This is a genomic window from Shewanella chilikensis (assembly GCF_002836945.1).
In the GTDB taxonomy this organism is placed as follows: Bacteria; Pseudomonadota; Gammaproteobacteria; order Enterobacterales; family Shewanellaceae; genus Shewanella; species Shewanella chilikensis.
This window is the reverse complement of sequence record NZ_NIJM01000027.1, coordinates 1-18,766: the sequence shown is the minus strand read 5'-3', so window position 1 is coordinate 18,766 and position 18,766 is coordinate 1. Positions and strand designations below refer to the sequence as shown.

Below are 18,766 nucleotides of genomic sequence, written 5' to 3'. Positions count from 1 at the left end.
AATGCAATGAATGAAATGACGCTATCGCGTACTCGTCCGGTGCTTCCTTCCCTGTTAGGGTGTTTCGCCGTTTGCCCGGCGAAATACCTGCTGGAAAGTGAAGCTCATTCTTACACTCGTTTACCGCTGCATCCGGGAGTGATTCTGGGCCAGGTAATACATCAACGCGTCAATTCAGTCATCCACAGGGAGGCCGCTTTCGGGAATTATACCCTCAGGCAACTGGAAAATGATTTTACGATCGCGCTGACAGCCAATCGACGCGCCGGGTCAGTAGCAAACTGGATCTATGATCGTCACGGCATTGCCGGGCTGGTGTCGCGCCAAATGCTTGTTACCCAGATACGCTACGTTAGATCGCTTCTGCCGCCTGTTTTTGTAAAAGGGCTTCCTGCATACAAAAAAACATTACCCATTGGCCGGGAGGTTATGCTGACCAGCAGTGATTTCGACATGCATGGGCGGGCCGACCTCATATATCAGGAGCGACCCGGTCGGTTAAACATAGTTGATTTGAAAACCGGAAAGGTAACAGACGAACAAAACCAGCCGAAAGAAGCCAGCCTGTTGCAGGTTGCGGCCTATGGAATAATGGTAAAAGAGCAGGCACCTGATATGGATATTGGTTTAGTTCTGACGGGGAGCAGTGATAGCTGGGAAGGGACACTGAATACAGACCTGATTGAACGGGTTACTACGATTATCAAAAATATTAATCGACTTTTGCCACGGAATATCCCACTTTCAGTATGTGAGCTAGCCTGTCCTGGCTCGTACTGTTCTCATTGTTCCTGTCGTTGCTCATGCCAGGCTTGGACAGAAAAACTACGCAAGCAGATGCAACCGTCTCTTTCTGATCACCAGCATGGCGGAATCGATATCAGCGGGAAATTACTTAAAGTGGAAAGCGACGATCATCTTCTTACGCTGAAGATCCTGCTACCCGATAGTTCAGTTGTTAAGGTCTTTCGTGTACCTACCAGCATCATCCCTGTGCCAACGAAAATAACAGGAAAAAAAATCTCACTGTACGGATTAAATACCTTTAGCGAGACATCAACTGAGTATTTTCCTCGAAACTTCTATGTCATCAATATGCAAGATGCCAGAAGATCTGCATTTCAGTTCCATTTGCAAAGTGAAGGGACGAATTAAATTACGAATAGTGGCCTTTAGAGCTCGGAGTACTTTCGAAGAAGAATGTATTGAAGTTTCACCAATTCTCTTGCAGATCTGCTTGTTCATGACTATGATTTGTTCATGATTCATGAACTGGGGTCTCTTGTGAACAAGGAAGCTACCTTGCTAATGCTTGCTATGGACAACTTGCCACCGCATATCCAAGGTGAGTTTATATTTGACCAAAAGCCAGATGACCAGCCTTACACTGACGCTGAAATAACCTTGATAACACATGGTAAACGTTACCAGTTTGATGTCGAGATAAAGCGTATCCATCGCAAAGAAAGCCTAATACCGCTGCTCGATTCAGCTCGGCCCGATACCTTGTTGGTTTGCAACCGGTTGTCTTCTTTTCTCGCTGACTTTTGTTCCAGCAACGCTATTAATTTCATTGATGAAGCTGGTAATGCCAGAGTGAACTGTAATGGTTTAAATTTGTGGGTTGAGGGGAGAAATAGCCAGGTCAGTTCCAGTAAGCATCAGGGAAAGCCTGGACTGGGTTTTATGAAGCTGTTGTTTGCCTTATTGGTACAGGATGAGGTTTTACACCTACCGTTTCGTACTATTGCCGATATGGCAAATATTTCATTAGGTATGGTTAGCAAGGGATTTCAATATTTGTCTTCTGAGAAGCTTGTCAGCTTGGGCAATCCCCGGCGTATTCTGGACAAAGAAGCTCTTTACCATCTTTGGATTGAACACTACCGCACAGTACTGAGACCAAAGCTGGGTGGTATAAAGCTGAATGCTCCCCATGACTGGAGGCTTCTTCCTGTGGCGCCAGATGATGTATGGGGAGGTGAAGTCGCTGCCGATGAACTGACACATTATCTGCAACCTTATGATTTTTTACTTTACACTTTTGAACCATTACAAAAAAAGATAGCTTCGTTGAAGGCAAAGCCTGATCAAACGGGTAGGCTCTGGTTGGTACCTGCTTTTTGGGGAAAGGACTTATCAATTAATAACAACTTAAGGGCCTTACTGGCTGTTGCAGAATTGCTTGCAAGTAACGATAGTCGAAATCACGAGGTCGCGAAGATAATCAATGAGCAATATCTACACCTTAAAACACCCCCTGAAGCCAGGTTTTGAGCCTCTATTAGCGTTAATCGCCAGGACGACAGAAAAAACTGGTGTACAGTTTTTTATTGCTGGTGCCACCGCGCGAGACATTGTTCTTTACCATGTGTTTGGCCGGGATCCCGGTCGTCAAACCCGAGATATTGATACTGGTATTCTAGTTCAAGATTGGGAAGCATTTTGCATGGTAAAACAGGCTTTGAAGGATGTGGGTTTAATAGAAAACTACATTCATCGACTTCAGGATCCCCACAGTGGTATGCCGATTGATATTATTCCTTTTGGTGATATTGCGGATAGCGCTGGTGAAATTCAATGGCCACCTGAACATGCGGTGACAATGTCTGTGGCAGGGTTCCAAGAGGCTTATGACGCTGCGTTAATAGTAGACATTGGTCAGGGGCATCTGATTAAAGTTGCATCTTTGGCTGGTCTGGCCCTACTAAAGCTCATTGCGTGGCTTGATCGTGGAATAGAGACAAATAAAGATGCAGCTGATTTTTTAACTATCATGCATCAATATCAACATGTTCAAGAAGACCGATTATGGGAGTCTTTTATCCCAGCAGAAGAGCTGGAGTATGATATGGAAAGGCAGGGAACATTCCTCCTTGGATACGATTTGAGGATAATGTTGTCTGTATCTAAGACCAACCCAAACACTATCAGCCGGATAAACACATTGGTTGCAGATATGGATCGGTTTATTGGTGCTCTGTATAAAAGTCAGGAAGCAGTTAGTTATGAGAGAATCGCGCAACTCCAGCACGACTTTTGGAAGGGATTGAACTTAGAGGGATCGCTAATGGCAGTCAGCGACGGGGAAACGGTTAACTAGGGAGCGAAGAGAGCTGCCATGACGGAAGATAGCAAAGAGTAGCTGTGGCTATGTAATGACGTTTGAGTACGCTAAAATTGTCGACAGCGGAAGACATCAAGACCTGACTGGCATAAAGTGGATGCGACAAGAGTTTCGCAATCGTTCCAGAACCCATAAAAAAATTGGCCTCAGTTCATGAGGCCAATTGGGTCTAGATGTGAGTTGCAATGTAAGAGCTGAGTTAAAGACTATCGCTGGAACTGATAGACGCTGCCGAGTTTCATTATCTGAGTCAGTTCATCCAGCGCGGTACGGGACTCGACTATTAGTTGTGGGTCGGCCAAGTCTGCGGGTAACAAGCGATCGCGGTAGTGTTTGTCCACCCAGGCGTTGAGGCGAGTAAACAGGTTATCGTTGAGCAGTACATGCTGATTGATGGCTGTCAACTCGGCATCATTCATGGCGACCCTCAGGCGAAGGCAAGCCGGGCCACCACCGTTTTGCATGCTTTGTTTAACATCAAAATATTCAACTTTCTGGATTGGTGTATCCAGAGTCAGCAATTCATCCAGATAGGCTTTTACCGCCGGATTCTCGGCACAATCGGTTGGCGCTATGATAACCATTTTGCCGTCACTCATGCTCAATAACTGAGTGTTGAACAGGTAGGATTTGACCGCATCCTGAATACTGACTTTGGCGGTCGGTACTTCAATGAAATGGATATCACCTTCCAGCTTGGCCCGGATCTCTGCCAGCTTGGCCTTGGTATCGACAAAGGCCTGCTCGTGATGAAAAAGCACATTGCGGTTACCGACAGCGATCACATCATTGTGGAATACGCCTTGATCTATCACCTCAGGATTTTGTTGAATAAAGACAGTGTTGTCTTCATCGAGACGATGTAAACGGGCGATAGCCTGAGAGGCTTCCAGCGTTTGTCTGGCGGGAAACTTCTTCGGTTTTATGGCCTGAGGGTTGGTAGCTTCCTGGCCGTAAACAAAGACTTCGACTCCGGCATGACCATATTCCTGACATAGGCGGGTGTGGTTGGCAGCACCTTCATCACCAAAACTACTGTGTTCCGGCAGGTGCTGGTGGTGTACAAAATAACGACTGTCGCTGAAAATGGCCTTGAGAATGTTACCAGTGGTTTGCGGCTCAATTGAGCGATGCAACTTATCCACCAGGTTGGCCGGAGTAAAGTGAACGCGGCCATCATGGGTATCGGCGCTTGGGGATACGGTTGCGGCATTGGCGGTCCACATGCTGGAAGCACTACAACAGGCTCTGAGCACAGCTGGTGCCTGCTCGGCCGCCTTTTGCAAGACTTCTTTATCTGTGCCGTTAAAACCTATCCTTCGTAGTGTATGTAGATCAGGGCGTTCTTGCGGCGCCAGCATGCCCTGGACCATCCCCATGTCGGCCAGGGCCTTGGCCTTTTGCAAGCCCTGTTTGGCCGCTGCCTTAGGGTTGGCTACCTGGGCGGCATTGTTCAGGGAGGCGACATTGCCGAACGACAGGCCTGCATAGTTGTGGGTGGGGCCCACCAATCCGTCAAAATTCGCTTCAAAATGCTTCATTGCTTGTCCTTTTGGGGTATTTGAGGTTGTTATAGAGGCCCAATCCAGGCCTTGGACTGGCTCCAGTATACTTGAGCCCCAAGGCTTCACAAGTCGACCAGGAAGGCTGCAAAAAGTGCTTTTTCATCACAAATGCATAACTATTACTTGCTTGCCGTGAAATAATGAAATATTAGTTTTTAATTACGCAATATTATTTTGTACAATTTTTTAACCCTGCTTAAAAATTGAGTCGCCGGTACACATAAAAGAGGGATTAACTTGAAAGTCCGTGGACAACCCTCTATATATGGTGCCAATTTTCACCGTTCTGAGATCGTTTGGCGCAAATCACACTATGGGTAAATCGCTAGTTATTGTCGAATCGCCGGCTAAAGCCAAGACTATCAACAAATATCTTGGTAAAGAATTCATCGTTAAGTCGAGTGTGGGTCACATACGTGACTTGCCGACTTCCTCCTCCGCCGACGCCAACGGCAAGGCCAAAAGCGCCGCTGAAGTGCGTAAGATGTCACCTGAAGAAAAGGCCAAGTACAAGAAGGTGAAAGAGAAAAAGGCTCTGGTTGCCCGTATGGGGGTTGATCCTGAGCACGGCTGGAAAGCCAACTACCAAATTCTGCCTGGTAAGGAGAAGGTGGTAAAAGAACTGCAAGCGCTGGCCGATTCTGCCGATGAAATCTATCTCGCGACGGATTTGGATAGAGAAGGGGAAGCGATTGCCTGGCACCTGCAGCAGGTGATAGGCGGCGACAATTCGCGTTATAAGCGGGTGGTGTTCAATGAGATCACCAAGAGCGCCATTCAGGATGCTTTCAGCAAACCCAGTGATCTTGACAACAATATGGTCAATGCTCAGCAGGCTCGGCGATTCCTCGACCGAGTCGTGGGCTTTATGGTTTCGCCACTGCTGTGGAAAAAGGTCGCCAGAGGCCTTTCTGCTGGACGGGTTCAGTCGGTAGCCGTGCGTTTGGTAGTTGAGCGGGAAGCCGAAATCAAAGCCTTCGTGCCGGAAGAGTTCTGGGATCTGCATGCACAATTGGCGACTGCTACCGATGATGCTCTGACCATGCAAGTGGTTAAGCAAAACGGCAAAGCATTTGAGCCGGTCAATGAATCCCAGGCGCTGGCTGCGGTGGCAGCGCTGCAATCGGCCAGTTATGAGGTAATTGGCCGCGAAGACAAGGCTACTCAAAGCAAGCCCAGCGCTCCCTTTATTACCTCGACACTGCAGCAAGCCGCCAGTACCCGTCTCGGTTTTGGAGTGAAGAAGACCATGATGATGGCCCAACGTCTTTATGAGGCGGGTCATATCACTTATATGCGTACCGACTCTACCAATTTGAGCCAAGAAGCGCTGGATAACGTCAGAACCATGATTGCCAAAGAGTTCGGCGATAAGTACCTGCCGGATGCACCGATTCGTTATGGCAGCAAAGAGGGCGCACAAGAAGCTCACGAAGCGATTCGCCCTTCAGATGTCTCTGTGCATGCTGCGTCATTGACCGACATGGAACGTGACGCTCAGCGGCTCTATGAGCTTATCTGGCGCCAGTTTGTTGCCTGTCAGATGACTCCGGCTCAATATGATGCCACCAGACTCACGGTTAAGGCCGGTGAGTTTGAGTTGAAGGCCAGTGGCCGTACGTTGAAATTTGATGGTTGGACCCGGGTACAATCTGCGGTCAAACGCAAGAATGAAGAAGAAGTCACTCTGCCATATCTGGCCAAGGGCGATAAACTGGATCTGAAACAACTGGATCCTAAACAGCACTTTACCAAGCCTCCGGCGCGTTACAGTGAAGCCTCTCTGGTTAAAGAATTGGAAAAGCGCGGCATAGGTCGTCCCTCTACTTACGCCACTATTATTTCCACCATCCAGGATCGTGGTTATGTGAAAGTGGAAAACCGCCGTTTCTACGCCGAGAAGATGGGTGAAATTGTCAGTGAACGTCTGGTGGAAAACTTTGCCAACCTGATGAACTATGACTTTACCGCCGGTATGGAACAGACCCTGGATAATGTCGCTCAGGGGCAACTCGACTGGAAACAGGTGCTTGATGGCTTCTACAAAGACTTCACCAAGCAGTTGCAACATGCTGAGCTGCCACCGGAAGAGGGCGGTATGCGCCCCAACCAGATGGTGCTGACAGACATAACCTGTCCTACTTGTGGTCGCCAAATGGGGATCCGTACCGGTACTACAGGTGTGTTCCTGGGATGTTCCGGTTATGAGCTGCCCCCCAAAGAGCGTTGTAAGACCACGTTGAACCTGACTCCGGGTGAAGAAGCTATTAGCGAGAGCGAAGATGCTGAAACCGAGGCGCTCAGGGCCAAGCATCGCTGTGGCATCTGCGGTACTGCCATGGATAGCTACCTGTTGGATGAAACCCGTAAGCTGCATGTTTGTGGTAACAACCCTGCCTGCTCTGGATATGAAGTCGAGAAGGGGCAGTTCAAACTCAAAGGCTACGAAGGCCCAGTGATAGAGTGTGACCGCTGCGGTAGTGATATGGAGTTGAAGAACGGCCGTTTCGGTAAGTACTTTGGCTGCACCAACAGCGAGTGCAAGAACACCCGTAAACTGCTCAAGAATGGTGAAGTTGCGCCACCTAAGGAAGATCCAATTCCTTTGCCTGAGCTCAAGTGCAGCAAGTCAGACGCTCATTTCGTGTTGCGTGATGGGGCTTCGGGTATTTTCCTGGCTGCAAGTACTTTCCCCAGATCCCGAGAGACCCGTGCACCATTGGTCTCTGAGTTGGTGGAGTACCGCGAGTTGCTGTGGCCCAAATATCAGTTCCTGGCTGATGCGCCGGTGAAAGATGACGAAGGCAACCCGGCGCTGGTGAAGTTCAGTCGTAAGACTAAAGAGCAGTATGTGGCCAGCGAAGTTGACGGTAAGGCGACCGGTTGGGTTGCTCATTATCGTGATGGCAAGTGGTTTGCTGAAAACAGCAAGAAAAAGAAAGCCAAGAGTTAAGTTTCAGGTAAAAACCTGAGTTAAGAAAGCCCTGCTGTTGCAGGGCTTTCTTGTTTCCGGTGGCCCATGTTTGACTGTTATTGGAAATAACGGTTACCCGCTTGGACTATTCAAGATGGATTTGGCTGAGAGGGGATTGGGTTAATAGAGACTTGATTGGACTGGATTAAGCCAAAAGCACCCTGAAGGTGCTTTTTGAACTTTGTTTGTCTGAAGCTACTTTAGGTCAGTTGGCGGCTTACCATTTTTTCTTAGGCTGGAACAACACATCGATATCATCTTCATCGCTTTTAGGTTTTGGAGCACTGGGCTGAGCCATCTTTTGCGCCCCCATGATTTCATCGAGCAGTTGCTTGGCTTCATCCACTTTGCGGGCAATGAAAGGATCGTTCGGGGTTTGCGCCTTGATGGTATGCAAGGTGCCGAGGGCCTTGGTCACCATTTGCCTCGATGAACCGTATTGTTTCATATAACTGGCGGCGCGGGCGCGGGATAGCATACTTTCGACATTGATCCTGAGTTGCAGGCTGTCGATACGGCCTTCTTCAGTGGAAAAAACAGTAGGGTCGACTTTGCCCTTATTATGCTCGGCACGCAAAATCGCCTTGAGTTTTTTCAAAGTCTGCACCAGCACCAATACCTGACGGTCATTGTCCGGCAGACGAAAACTCTCTATCGCAGGTGTTTGTTGGGGACTGTTTTGCAGATTGGTGATCAGCGCGTCAAGGTCGGTTAGCCGCCGTTCATAGTCACTCTTCTGGTTGGCCTTACTCAGGGTAACGGCAATTCTTGCGGCATCCTGAATGCGCTTGTAGAGCACCAAAACGATTTGTGAAGAGCAGGGAAACATACCGGTATTGGAGAGAACTTCTTCAGTTTCGTCCAAAATCGCTCGCTGACGAGCCAACTCAGTACGACGTTCGGCCTCGACTCGCTCTTTTTGTTGCTGAATAACATTGATACCGATAACCAGCAGAAGAAGCGCACCTATCAGCAGCAGTACAAGAGTAAATGCCATAGCCTGTCCGTAAATTTTATCATTCTGTTAATGCTACAATAAATCAATAAACTAGCCTAGTTATCTTAGCCCAGCACCAGGTATCTGTCCTGAAGATAGCTCGCATTCGCGGCTATATTCCTGTTTGATTTAGTTATTGCTTTATACTATAACCATTAATTATAGATGTCCGGTATTCCAACACTCAATTCTGCTCCTGAATGGGGCCGAAGTTCAAGGATCTAAAGATGAAACTGCAACAGCTCAGATATATTGCAGAAGTGGTCAATCATAACCTCAATGTTTCCGCGACCGCCGAAAACCTTTATACCTCCCAGCCAGGGATCAGTAAGCAGGTACGTATGCTGGAGGATGAACTGGGGATCCAGATCTTCGGTCGTAGTGGCAAACACTTGACCCATGTGACTCCGGCCGGCGAGCAGGTTATCAAAATTGCCAACGACATCCTTGGTAAAGTCGAAAGTATCAAGAAGGTGGCCGAAGAATACACCAAGCCCGATCAGGGGGAACTGAACATTGCCACCACAGATACCCAAGCCCGCTACGCTTTGCCACAGATTATCCGGCAGTTTATTGAGCGTTATCCCAAGGTAAATCTGCATATGCATCAAGGTACGCCATCGCAGATAAGCGAAGCCGCCGCCCGAGGTGACGCCGATTTTGCTATCGCCACCGAGGCGATGCATCTCTATTCCGATCTCATCATGCTGCCGTGTTATCACTGGAATCGCTCTGTGGTGGTTTCTCGGGATCACCCGCTGGCCAGCCGCAGTCAGATTAGCATTGAAGAGTTGGCGCGCTTCCCCCTGGTCACTTATGTGTTCGGTTTTGATAAGGCCTCGGAAATTGAGCGGGGTTTCCATGGTGCCGGGCTTGAGCCCAGGGTCGTCTTCAGTGCCACAAGTGCCGATGTGCTCAAGACTTATGTCAGATTGGGGCTCGGCGTAGGAGTGATAGCTTCCATGGCGATTGATCCTGTAATCGATAAGGATCTGGTCGCCATAGACGCCAGTCATCTGTTTGCCCACAGTACCACCAAGATAGGTTTTAGAAAGGGCAGTTTCCTGCGTAGCTACATGTATGATTTTATTGAGCGGTTTGCGCCGCACCTGACCCGAGATGTTGTGGAGAAGGCGGTGGCATTGCGTGATGCACAGCTGATAGAGCAGATGTTTGCGGATGTCGAATTGCCGCTGCGCTGAAACAACTGCATGAAAGCTTTGTCTTCGGTCTGAGCAGTTTTTACATACTGACAACAATGATGAGTTCCGTGCTTTAAGCTCCAACCCTGTAATTGGGAGATTTTTCTTCTCGTTATGGCAAAGTACGTGCTCATTACTGCGCTATGGTTCGGTTCTCCCTGCTGTGCTATGGCCTCAGTGGACGGCGTTTGTCAATAATTAGCAAAGCAACCAACAATCTAATCTTCTTTGGGGGCTAAACTGGCGTATATCTCTGGTTTCATCACTGTGTTAAGTTAGCGTACAGCGTAAGCAGTGGGGGAAAAAAATGAAGATAGTAGTTGTTGGAACCGGTTATGTTGGCCTGTCAAACTCAGTTTTGCTGGCACAACATAATCAGGTGTGGGCGTTGGACATCTCATCAGAAAGAGTGGCAATGGTCAATGCCGGTCGCTCGCCCATAGCCGATGAGCTTATTGAGCAATACTTGGTGAGCAATAAGTTGCAGTTAACTGCCACAACGGACAAAGAGGTCTATCGGGGCGCAGATTATGTGATTATTGCTACGCCAACGGATTACGATCCCAAGACCAATTACTTCGACACCAGCACGGTAGAAGCCGTGGCAAAAGATGTGATAGCGGTTAATTCTGCCGCTTGTATCATCATTAAATCTACTGTGCCTGTTGGTTTTACCAGAGCATTGCGAAACAGGCATGGTACGGCCAATATCATATTCTCACCTGAGTTCTTGCGAGAAGGTAAGGCTTTGTACGATAACCTTTATCCTTCTCGAATTATTGTTGGTGAACGCTCAGAGAGAGCCGAACGATTTGCTCAATTGCTTGTTGACGCAGCGTTAAAGCCAGATATTCCCGTACTCTTTACCGGTAGTACGGAGGCTGAAGCCATTAAGCTCTTTGCCAATACATATTTAGCTATGCGAGTCGCATATTTCAATGAACTTGACTCTTATGCGGAAACCAATGGCCTGGATCCAAAGCAGATAATAGAGGGGGTGTGTTTGGATCCCCGTATTGGCGGTCATTATAACAATCCTTCATTTGGTTACGGTGGCTACTGTTTGCCTAAAGATACCAAACAACTACTGGCTAACTACAACCAGGTTCCCAACAACCTGATAGCGGCAATTGTTGATGCCAACCGAACCCGTAAGGACTTTATTGCCGATTCCGTCATTGCCAAAAGACCCAAAGTAGTTGGCGTATACCGACTGATTATGAAGTCCGGATCTGATAATTTCCGCGCTTCGGCAGTGCAAGGCGTGATGAAACGAATTAAGGCCAAAGGGATTGAAGTGGTGGTGTATGAACCTGTGCTGGAAAGTGATGAGTTTTTCCGCTCTAGGGTGATACGCGATGTTAATGAATTTAAAAAAGTTTCAGATGTCATTATTTCCAACCGTATGGTTGATGAACTAAAAGATGTTGCGGATAAAGTTTATACCCGGGATCTGTTTGGTAATGATTGAAAGCGGCTTGCGTAAACGGAAAGTTAAATGAGAAGATCGGTATGAAATATTTGGTTACCGGCGCAGCCGGTTTCATCGGTGCCCGTGTCTGCGAACGTTTGTGTGAAGCGGGATTCGAAGTTGTGGGTATCGATAATCTCAATGATTACTACGATATCAGTTTAAAACAGGCCAGATTGCAAAAGCTGGCTGATTTTAACCATTTCCAATTTCAAAAGCTTGATTTGGCCGACAGGGAGGCCATGGCTGAACTCTTTGCCAAAGGTGGTTTTAAGCGGGTCATCCATTTGGGGGCTCAGGCCGGTGTTCGCTATTCAATTGAAAACCCTTATGCTTATGCGGACAGCAATATTATCGGTATGCTTACTATATTGGAAGGCTGCCGTCATCATGGCATAGAACATCTGGTATATGCCTCTTCCAGCTCGGTTTATGGTCTCAACAAGAAGATGCCGTTCGCGACGACTGATTCGGTCGACCATCCGGTGTCTTTTTACGCGGCGACCAAGAAAGCTAATGAGATGATGGCACATAGCTATGCGCACCTTTATGGCTTGCCCGCAACAGGACTGAGGTTTTTCACTGTCTATGGCCCACGGGGACGCCCGGATATGGCGCCTATGCTGTTCGCAGATGCCATTACCTCTGGCAGGCCTATCAAGGTGTTCAATCAGGGGAATATGAGCCGCGATTTTACCTTTATCGATGATATCGTCGAAGGCATCATCAGAGTGGCAGATAAAGTGCCTACGCGGCAGAGTGATTGGACGGTAGAACAGGGGACCCCGGCAACCAGCAGTGCGCCATATCGTGTTTATAACATAGGTAATGGCAGCCCGGTTCGCTTATTGGATTTTATCAGTGAGCTTGAAGCTGCGCTCGGGCAAAAAGCCGAAAAAATTATGTTGCCTATGCAAGATGGTGATGTCCAGGCCACTTGGGCTGATACCGAAGATCTATATAGTGCCGTGGCTTATAAGCCTAGAGTTGGGATCCGTGAAGGGGTCAAAGCCTTTGCCGATTGGTATAAAGCCTTTTATTAATAAAAGAGCCATAGCGCGCTTCAGATCTGAAACGCGCTATGGATTTATCTCATCATTTTGCAGTGTTCATGCGGCGTATTTAGTTCTCTTTATTTAACCTGTAGTTATCAGCCAGGCTGCCGGTGATGCGGTTGCCTTCTCTGTCCAGCATAAACAGCTGATTTTCCCCTACCAGATATTTACTGCCATCCTCCAGGGTGATTTTGCTGCCGCTGGCATCCCAGGTGAACTTGTCGGTTTCGCTGAATATGCTCTCGTCCTTACCTTGATACACTTGCTGCAGGCGATAGCTGTTATCTTCTTTGAGCGTTAGCGTAGTTTCTATCCCTGAGCAATTTGCACAGGGAAGCAGTCCTTTATAGCTTCCGTCCCAGTCCAGCGAGTTTTGACTGGTATCACCCATAGGTATTTGGGCTGTTTGTTCAGCCGGGGCCGTAGCGGTTTCTGCTGGGCCGTTTGTCCCTGGAGATTGGCTGTCCTGATCTTGGCAAGCAGCCAGACCCAGCGCCATACCACTTGTCATCAGCAGCGCAAAAATAGTGGACTTGTTCATGGTTTATTCCCTTAAGTTACCTAAGTTGGCCTTCAGGCTAGCACAGCTGATTTGCCGGGTGTAAGGCTTTTGTCACACCATCTGGGTTATGGTTCAGAGCCTATTCAGTCACGTAACCGGCTTGTTTACGCGATGCAATCGAAAGGCTATCGTCCTATGACTGCGACTCCTGCTACAATCCCTCCAATTATCGTTTTTTGTGTCTCTTGATGAAAGCTCAATCTCTCCCTTTATCCGGCCTGATATTGTTTACGCCCGAGATCTTCAATGATAATCGGGGCTATTTTATGGAGTGCTTTCGAGCCTCTGTCTTTGAAAAAGCCTTGATGGATAGCGGCCAAGCTCCAGTTGCTCTGGTGCAGGAGAATCACAGCTGTTCTGGCGTGGGAGTGCTTAGGGGACTTCATTTTCAGCGCCAATATCCCCAAGGTAAGCTAATTCGGGTTATCAGCGGTGAGATCTACGATGTCGCCGTCGATATTCGTCCCCAATCTCCCACCTTTGGGCAGTGGCACGGTTTGCATTTATCGGCACAGAACCGCTGTCAGCTGTGGATCCCACCGGGTTTTGCCCATGGTTTTTACGTGACCAAGGGACCGGCCGAGGTGATATACAAGTGCAGTGATTATTATCAGCCCGGCGATGAAGGTGCCATTGTCTGGAACGATGCTGACTTAGCGATAGACTGGCCGCTGAATACCGCACTGGGTGAGCCATTACTCTCAGCCAAAGACAGACAGGCCAAGTCTTTTAACGCTCAACACTGGGCTTGAAAACTCATGCAACTACTGACTTCCAATCTTTGACTTAGAGAGTGGTTAAGCAGAATGGTTTAGTAGCAGGTTTGTGTTTTTTAGATGGCAGAAATGGCTGTAATTTCAACTGGTTAGTGAGCCGTCAGAGAATAGTTGGACAACGACAGAATGCCACGCCCTAAATTAGTGTTTGCTTCTTTTTAGATTACGACAATCTGATTTAATCGTTAGTCGAGAATAGGTTTCCTCACTACCTTGGAATGAACAGCGACAGGCCATATTCGTCGCTGTTTAACTGTGCCCGTTTGTTAAGGCGCGCTAACCAAAGGCGCAAGCATTCGCGGCACTTGAATCGAGAAAGTGGCTTATCCCACGCCCTTCACCAAGGAAGAGGACTTCCAACATGAAATCAAGTATCCCATCTCTGACCGCGGTGGCGCTGTCTGTTGCCATGGTTTTTGGCGCAGCCGCTACCCAAGCGGCGCAGTCGCAATCGGCTGTTCAGCCTCAGGCCGCAACAACCAACGCCTACTGGTGGCCGCAGCAACTGGATCTATCGCCACTGCGCCAGCACGGCGCTGAATCCAATCCCTACGGCGCCGATTATGATTATGCCAAGGCCTTTGGCTCTTTGGATTTGGACGCCGTCAAAGCCGATATCAAAACTACGTTAACCACTTCCCAGGACTGGTGGCCCGCCGACTATGGTCACTATGGCCCTTTCTTTATCCGTATGGCCTGGCCAGTGCCGGTGTTTATCGCATCTTTGACGGTCGCGGCGGTGCCAGTGGTGGTCAGCAACGTTTTGAACCTCTCAACAGTTGGCCTGATAACGTCAGTCTCGACAAGGCACGCCGCCTACTTTGGCCAATTAAACAAAAGTATGGCAGCCAGATCTCTTGGGCTGACCTCATGGTACTGGCCGGTAACGTATCCCTGGAGTCCATGGGTTTTAAATCCCTTGAAAAAATGTTATATTTCAAATGCTTATTTAAATATTCCGAACATAACCCATCATTTCTTACTCTTTAACCTGTTGTTATTAAAGAATATTAAAAACCATCTTCGGAAAGATTTTTGCCGTTGACTGAACTTTTTAACCCATAAAAGTCAACGGCAATCAACGCCGTTTAACACCGTTAGAGGTACGGAATAAACGCCTCTGCGGAACTGTAGATTTTGAGTGCTTCATCCTCGGATTTAACAATATCATCCCACTTCAGCGAGCCAGGGCAGAGATCCATTGCGTCAAACTCTCCATCGCTGGTGTACTTCTTAAACCGGTACAACTGATCCTTTGTAAGCCCATCACAGTTCAACGCACCAACATTACCGATTTCAGTTTTCAGATCAAAACTATCACCAGCGGACTGTAGACGCTCAAGCTTTACCAACAGCAAATCATAAGTACTGACATTACTAAGACCTGCAAGCTGGCTTATCAACCTATCTGCGACGTCCCATTCCCCCAAGGCCAAATGTGCCAACGTCATGATTTTAAGATAGCTCACCTGAGTTGCCGGATAGGCAGAACCTGACTTTTTATTCAACTCTTCGGTAAGCTGCCGCACTTTATCCATATCACCAAGTTTGATGTGATTATGGAGCTTGGAAAGCAGCGACAGAACATAAAAATTGCTGGTTTCACCGTAGTGCTTTTTATAAAACTCAATAGCGTCATCACATGCCGCTACCCCAGTCTGTATGTCCTGTTCATTCGGTGCGAATTGTTTGGCTGAGCTGCTACACAGAGAGTAGGAGAAGTAACCGGCATGCCCGATATTGCCTTTAGCCTTATAATGCTCCCTCAATAGTTGCAACTGCGCCAAATATAGACCTTGCTTGTCGAAGGCATTCGCGAACACCGAAAACTGCAAATAGTAATTCAGCGCGTTTTCACCGTAACTCGATAACTCAGGAGACACGGTTACCATTACCTGATAGGCATTGGCGAACCTTCTCTCGTTGATTGCGTTTGTCAGCTCGATGATGAAGTAGTTGGTCCGATACACAGCCGGTAGCGAATCGGGATCGACGCTCGTGTAAATTTCATCAATGATATCGCCGAGCTTAAATCGATTAACAGAAGCGGATTGCTTGGCCAAAATCGCCAGCACATAGACCGATGGGTGTTTGTTATCGTATAGCGAGTTTAACAGCCCAGTATTGCTGACGATGCGATTATTTAGACTTTCAACAGACTGTTTTCCTTGAAGATTGGACATAATATACCAATCGTGCAACACACTTGCCCAGCGTTTGGCCGACACGGCCGCGATATTGCTTTCACTCTTGTCGAGCAGCGCCTCCATCTGCTGTAACTTATCCTGGTCAAGTACATCAGATGCAGAGATGATGTTAACCTGCTGCAACAGCATGGCCTGATTTATATCATTCGGCTCTAAATGCGGTATCACTAATGCAAACAGCTGATGGTATTGTTGGTTTGACAAAGGGGCTGTACCAATTTCCCAATCCACTAATGCAAATAATCTGGCATCACGGGCATCAGGCAGCGCCGAAGCCATTTCAATTAACGCTGTCAGCCGCTTATCTGCGTCCTTGTGGTGATTGTCCAGAATATCCAATTCCAATTGGATTTTTGATGCTATCAAATGCTCAATGGCATACTCGGGCAGCCCTGCTGTAAGCTTAAGAAGCTTTTCATTCTCAACCCTGGCATTGGTGTAATCACCAATTACTTTATTAGCTTCCGTCAATGAAAGCGTGAAGCGCACAGCTTGTGCCTTAGGAAGCAGCTCAAGCTGAACCTGACTTGCTGACGCCACCAATGCACGTTGTCGTTCGATTTCACTCACTACTTTCACGTCAACCTGAGCAAGCATAGCCTCAGCCAACTTCAAGTTACTGTCAGCCAGCTGCGCCTGCTGCACTGACTCCAACTTAACCCCGTAGTAATGGTAACCAGTAACAGAAGCGGCAATCCCAAGTCCTACGGTCATGGCCACCGCAAACCGATACCGCTTAAACCATAAACCCGCATTGTAGGACCGGCTGGGATTAGCAAGAATTGGAAGGCAATTAAGATAGTTGAGCAGTTCTGTCTTGAACTCTGCCACCGTTTGATACCTGTCTTCAACACGATCGGCAGATGCTTTGGCGGCGATCAAGCCGATTATCGCATCACCGGGCAGTAACACCTTAAGCACCTTGCCCAAACTATAGATATCGGATGCAACAGTAATTCTCTCTCCGGATTTTTGTTCGGGAGAAGCATAATCAAACGACATCGCATTGAGATAAGAATGGCTGAGGCTACCCTGTCCGCCCATCAGCTTTGAGATGCCAAAATCAATGACATGCACCCGCCCTTCAGCGTCGACCAAAAGATTATCGGGCTTGATGTCTCGATGTAGCACCTGATTGGCATGAGAGTGCACAATGCCATCCAATACTTGAATAAACACCCTGATTTTTTCAGCGGCTGAATCCAGCTTGTTGCAGTATTCGGTGATGGACTCACCATTGATGTAGGGCATCACCACATAGGCAACCCCGCGACTATCCTGACCGGCATCAAGTATAGTCACCACATTTGGATGATTAAGAGAAGCTAAGGCCTGAGCTTCATAATTGAATACTGAGCCAGCCTCGGACGAAATTAGAGACAGGGACACCGCCTTAATGGCTACCACTTGGGAATAGGTACCATCCTGACGTTCGCCAAGATAAACATGCCCCATGCCACCTTGGGCTATCCGGCGGATGACTTGGTACTTACCGATTATATCCCCTTCACTGAGCACATCGGCCATTCCCTGTGAAGCCTGTTCAAGACCAGCCTTAAATAATTGAGTTGCATTAAGCTCCTGTATATCAAGCATAATACGCAGGCGCTGATACAAGTCGTTGTCATCTTGCTTCAGTGTTTGCAGATAGCTCTCTTGTTCAGCAGCGGTAAGTTCCAGCAGGCGTGAATAATGTGCGTAAAGAGAAGACATCCAGGTTCCATCCCGCTTAATCGTTAAGGTGTACAGACAAGCATTTCTTGATGAAAGAGAGGTCCTTGTCGACCGAAGATTCAGAAATGCCCAACATGCTGGAAATCTCTTTCAATGAACTCAAACAAACATATTTGTATATAAAAACAGACACTTGCCTAGGATAGTCAAGCGACAGTTTTTTTAGCACGTGCTCAATTTCAAACAATTGTTGGAAAGCAGACAAGGTTTGTGGCTCAACAGCAGTTTCAATTTGTCTTTTTTTTGCCTGAGACTTGCGCAGATTATCAATCAGAATTGAATAGATGACCTGTGAAAACAGCATGAAGAGCTCTCTACTGTTTCCAATTGTGACATCCCTGCTTTGCGCTACACGAATAAAGGCATCATGGACGAGTGACGTCGTGTTACACGAGATCCTCAGCCAGGTATTGTCATCAAACTCAGCCAAAGACTTGGTCCGGACCTCAGACGCGACATTTCGAAATTTCTGGTAGGCAAACTGGTATAACTGAGCTTCAACCTGTTTGGGTGCCTGCTCCCAGCGGATCACTATATCAGTCATAAGTTGTGCATCATCTGCACTGCGCATCACCAATTGGTTCAAATTTTAATCATCCATGATGAGTTAACCTGCTAAAATGTAACAACATAATGTAGTTTTAACAATTGGCTTTATTCAAAAATGTAGCCATTTGACAACTTCTGCGTTTATAAAGTGATTACTGTCACAATTATGTTTGAACGGCTGTTATCCTCTTCACCTCTAAGCATGCCCAGCGGCAAGCGCACTTCAATAGATTGCTACTTAACCGGCAATCAACTGTATCCTTACCCAGCAAAGGCACCTATTCCCCTGCCGTTGAAGCTCTTCCCCTCCCCCTCAACTTAATCTAAGGAAGGTGCGAATAAGTCCGAGATGTGAGATCATCGTGTTGTAACCTGAACCCAGAATGAGTAACCGGATGAGCCAGCAACTGACTTTTGCCGACAGTGAGTTTTCCAGTAAACGCCGCCAGACCCGCAAAGAAGTTATCCTTTCTGCCAAGGAAAACTTCTTTGAAGTCGGAGGCCAAGCGGTCTTAGGAAGACAATTCGTATCCGCAACTCCTTGGCT

At 47.7% G+C, this 18,766-nt stretch carries 13 protein-coding genes and 1 pseudogene; 9 read left to right on the top strand and 5 right to left on the bottom strand.

Features of this window, described 5'->3' with window-relative positions; all coding sequences use genetic code 11:
* Positions 1-6: 6 nt before the first annotated feature.
* The 3 genes from CX651_RS11735 to CX651_RS11725 all read left to right on the top strand — a co-directional run bounded on the left by CX651_RS11735 (position 7) and on the right by CX651_RS11725 (position 3,103).
* A complete protein-coding gene (locus CX651_RS11735; RefSeq protein WP_101056198.1) occupies positions 7-1,155 on the top strand; it encodes a PD-(D/E)XK nuclease family protein in 1,149 nt (382 codons plus the stop codon).
* A 129-nt stretch (positions 1,156-1,284) separates the two neighbouring features.
* Positions 1,285-2,277, top strand: a complete 993-nt coding sequence (locus tag CX651_RS11730; protein ID WP_101056229.1) for a type IV toxin-antitoxin system AbiEi family antitoxin — start codon at positions 1,285-1,287, stop codon at positions 2,275-2,277.
* The gene (locus CX651_RS11725; RefSeq protein WP_101056196.1) at positions 2,231-3,103 is read left to right on the top strand and encodes a hypothetical protein; all 873 of its coding nucleotides are present in this window, start codon (positions 2,231-2,233) and stop codon (positions 3,101-3,103) included. Before CX651_RS11730 ends, CX651_RS11725 begins: the two co-directional genes overlap by 47 nt.
* Positions 3,104-3,333: 230 nt before the next feature.
* On the opposite strand, the gene astB is transcribed toward CX651_RS11725, so the two are convergent.
* Complete coding sequence (gene astB, locus CX651_RS11720; RefSeq protein WP_101056194.1) at positions 3,334-4,668, bottom strand: N-succinylarginine dihydrolase; 1,335 nt, start codon at positions 4,666-4,668, stop codon at positions 3,334-3,336.
* A gap of 337 nt (positions 4,669-5,005) precedes the next feature.
* Here astB and topA point away from each other — a divergent pair, with 337 nt between their 5' ends.
* Positions 5,006-7,645: a type I DNA topoisomerase gene (topA, locus tag CX651_RS11715; protein ID WP_101056193.1), complete on the top strand. Its 2,640-nt coding sequence runs from the start codon at positions 5,006-5,008 to the stop codon at positions 7,643-7,645.
* Between the two features lie 238 nt (positions 7,646-7,883).
* On the opposite strand, the gene CX651_RS11710 is transcribed toward topA, so the two are convergent.
* On the bottom strand, positions 7,884-8,663 hold the full coding sequence (locus CX651_RS11710) for a hypothetical protein (protein WP_101056191.1): 780 nt from the start codon (positions 8,661-8,663) through the stop codon (positions 7,884-7,886).
* Between the two features lie 227 nt (positions 8,664-8,890).
* Here CX651_RS11710 and cysB point away from each other — a divergent pair, with 227 nt between their 5' ends.
* From cysB to CX651_RS11695, 3 genes are all read left to right on the top strand, one after another.
* Positions 8,891-9,865 (top strand): HTH-type transcriptional regulator CysB, encoded by a 975-nt coding sequence (gene cysB / locus CX651_RS11705; protein ID WP_025011034.1) that lies wholly within the window; start codon positions 8,891-8,893, stop codon positions 9,863-9,865.
* Positions 9,866-10,172: 307 nt separating this feature from the next.
* On the top strand, positions 10,173-11,336 hold the full coding sequence (locus tag CX651_RS11700; RefSeq protein WP_101056190.1) for a nucleotide sugar dehydrogenase: 1,164 nt from the start codon (positions 10,173-10,175) through the stop codon (positions 11,334-11,336).
* Positions 11,337-11,377: 41 nt separating this feature from the next.
* Positions 11,378-12,379 carry an NAD-dependent epimerase gene (locus tag CX651_RS11695; protein WP_101056188.1) on the top strand — a complete coding sequence of 334 codons (1,002 nt, stop codon included), beginning with the start codon at positions 11,378-11,380 and terminating at the stop codon, positions 12,377-12,379.
* Between the two features lie 79 nt (positions 12,380-12,458).
* Here CX651_RS11695 and CX651_RS11690 read toward each other — a convergent pair whose 3' ends face one another.
* Positions 12,459-12,932: a copper resistance protein NlpE gene (locus CX651_RS11690; protein ID WP_229839788.1), complete on the bottom strand. Its 474-nt coding sequence runs from the start codon at positions 12,930-12,932 to the stop codon at positions 12,459-12,461.
* Between the two features lie 209 nt (positions 12,933-13,141).
* Here CX651_RS11690 and rfbC point away from each other — a divergent pair, with 209 nt between their 5' ends.
* On the top strand, positions 13,142-13,705 hold the full coding sequence (gene rfbC, locus CX651_RS11685) for a dTDP-4-dehydrorhamnose 3,5-epimerase (protein WP_101056186.1): 564 nt from the start codon (positions 13,142-13,144) through the stop codon (positions 13,703-13,705).
* A gap of 385 nt (positions 13,706-14,090) precedes the next feature.
* Positions 14,091-14,647, top strand: a pseudogene (locus CX651_RS11680) (peroxidase family protein); the annotation flags it as partial.
* Positions 14,648-14,826: 179 nt separating this feature from the next.
* On the opposite strand, the gene CX651_RS11675 reads toward CX651_RS11680, so the two are convergent.
* Positions 14,827-17,649, bottom strand: a complete 2,823-nt coding sequence (locus tag CX651_RS11675; protein ID WP_101056184.1) for a serine/threonine protein kinase — start codon at positions 17,647-17,649, stop codon at positions 14,827-14,829.
* 16 nt (positions 17,650-17,665) lie between these two features.
* The gene (locus tag CX651_RS11670) at positions 17,666-18,256 is read right to left on the bottom strand and encodes an ECF-type sigma factor (RefSeq protein ID WP_229839787.1); all 591 of its coding nucleotides are present in this window, start codon (positions 18,254-18,256) and stop codon (positions 17,666-17,668) included.
* Positions 18,257-18,766: the final 510 nt, after the last annotated feature.

What these genes read in the sequence shown, in the direction of transcription:
- rfbC (WP_101056186.1), top strand. Translation starts at nt 13,142, where the DNA reads ATGAAAGCTCAATCTCTCCCTTTATCCGGCCTGATATTGTTTACGCCC.
- CX651_RS11710 (WP_101056191.1), bottom strand. Translation starts at nt 8,663, where the DNA reads ATGGCATTTACTCTTGTACTGCTGCTGATAGGTGCGCTTCTTCTGCTG.
- CX651_RS11695 (WP_101056188.1), top strand. Translation starts at nt 11,378, where the DNA reads ATGAAATATTTGGTTACCGGCGCAGCCGGTTTCATCGGTGCCCGTGTC.
- topA (WP_101056193.1), top strand. Translation starts at nt 5,006, where the DNA reads ATGGGTAAATCGCTAGTTATTGTCGAATCGCCGGCTAAAGCCAAGACT.
- CX651_RS11690 (WP_229839788.1), bottom strand. Translation starts at nt 12,932, where the DNA reads ATGAACAAGTCCACTATTTTTGCGCTGCTGATGACAAGTGGTATGGCG.
- cysB (WP_025011034.1), top strand. Translation starts at nt 8,891, where the DNA reads ATGAAACTGCAACAGCTCAGATATATTGCAGAAGTGGTCAATCATAAC.
- astB (WP_101056194.1), bottom strand. Translation starts at nt 4,668, where the DNA reads ATGAAGCATTTTGAAGCGAATTTTGACGGATTGGTGGGCCCCACCCAC.
- CX651_RS11700 (WP_101056190.1), top strand. Translation starts at nt 10,173, where the DNA reads ATGAAGATAGTAGTTGTTGGAACCGGTTATGTTGGCCTGTCAAACTCA.
- CX651_RS11725 (WP_101056196.1), top strand. Translation starts at nt 2,231, where the DNA reads ATGAGCAATATCTACACCTTAAAACACCCCCTGAAGCCAGGTTTTGAG.
- CX651_RS11735 (WP_101056198.1), top strand. Translation starts at nt 7, where the DNA reads ATGAATGAAATGACGCTATCGCGTACTCGTCCGGTGCTTCCTTCCCTG.
- CX651_RS11675 (WP_101056184.1), bottom strand. Translation starts at nt 17,649, where the DNA reads ATGTCTTCTCTTTACGCACATTATTCACGCCTGCTGGAACTTACCGCT.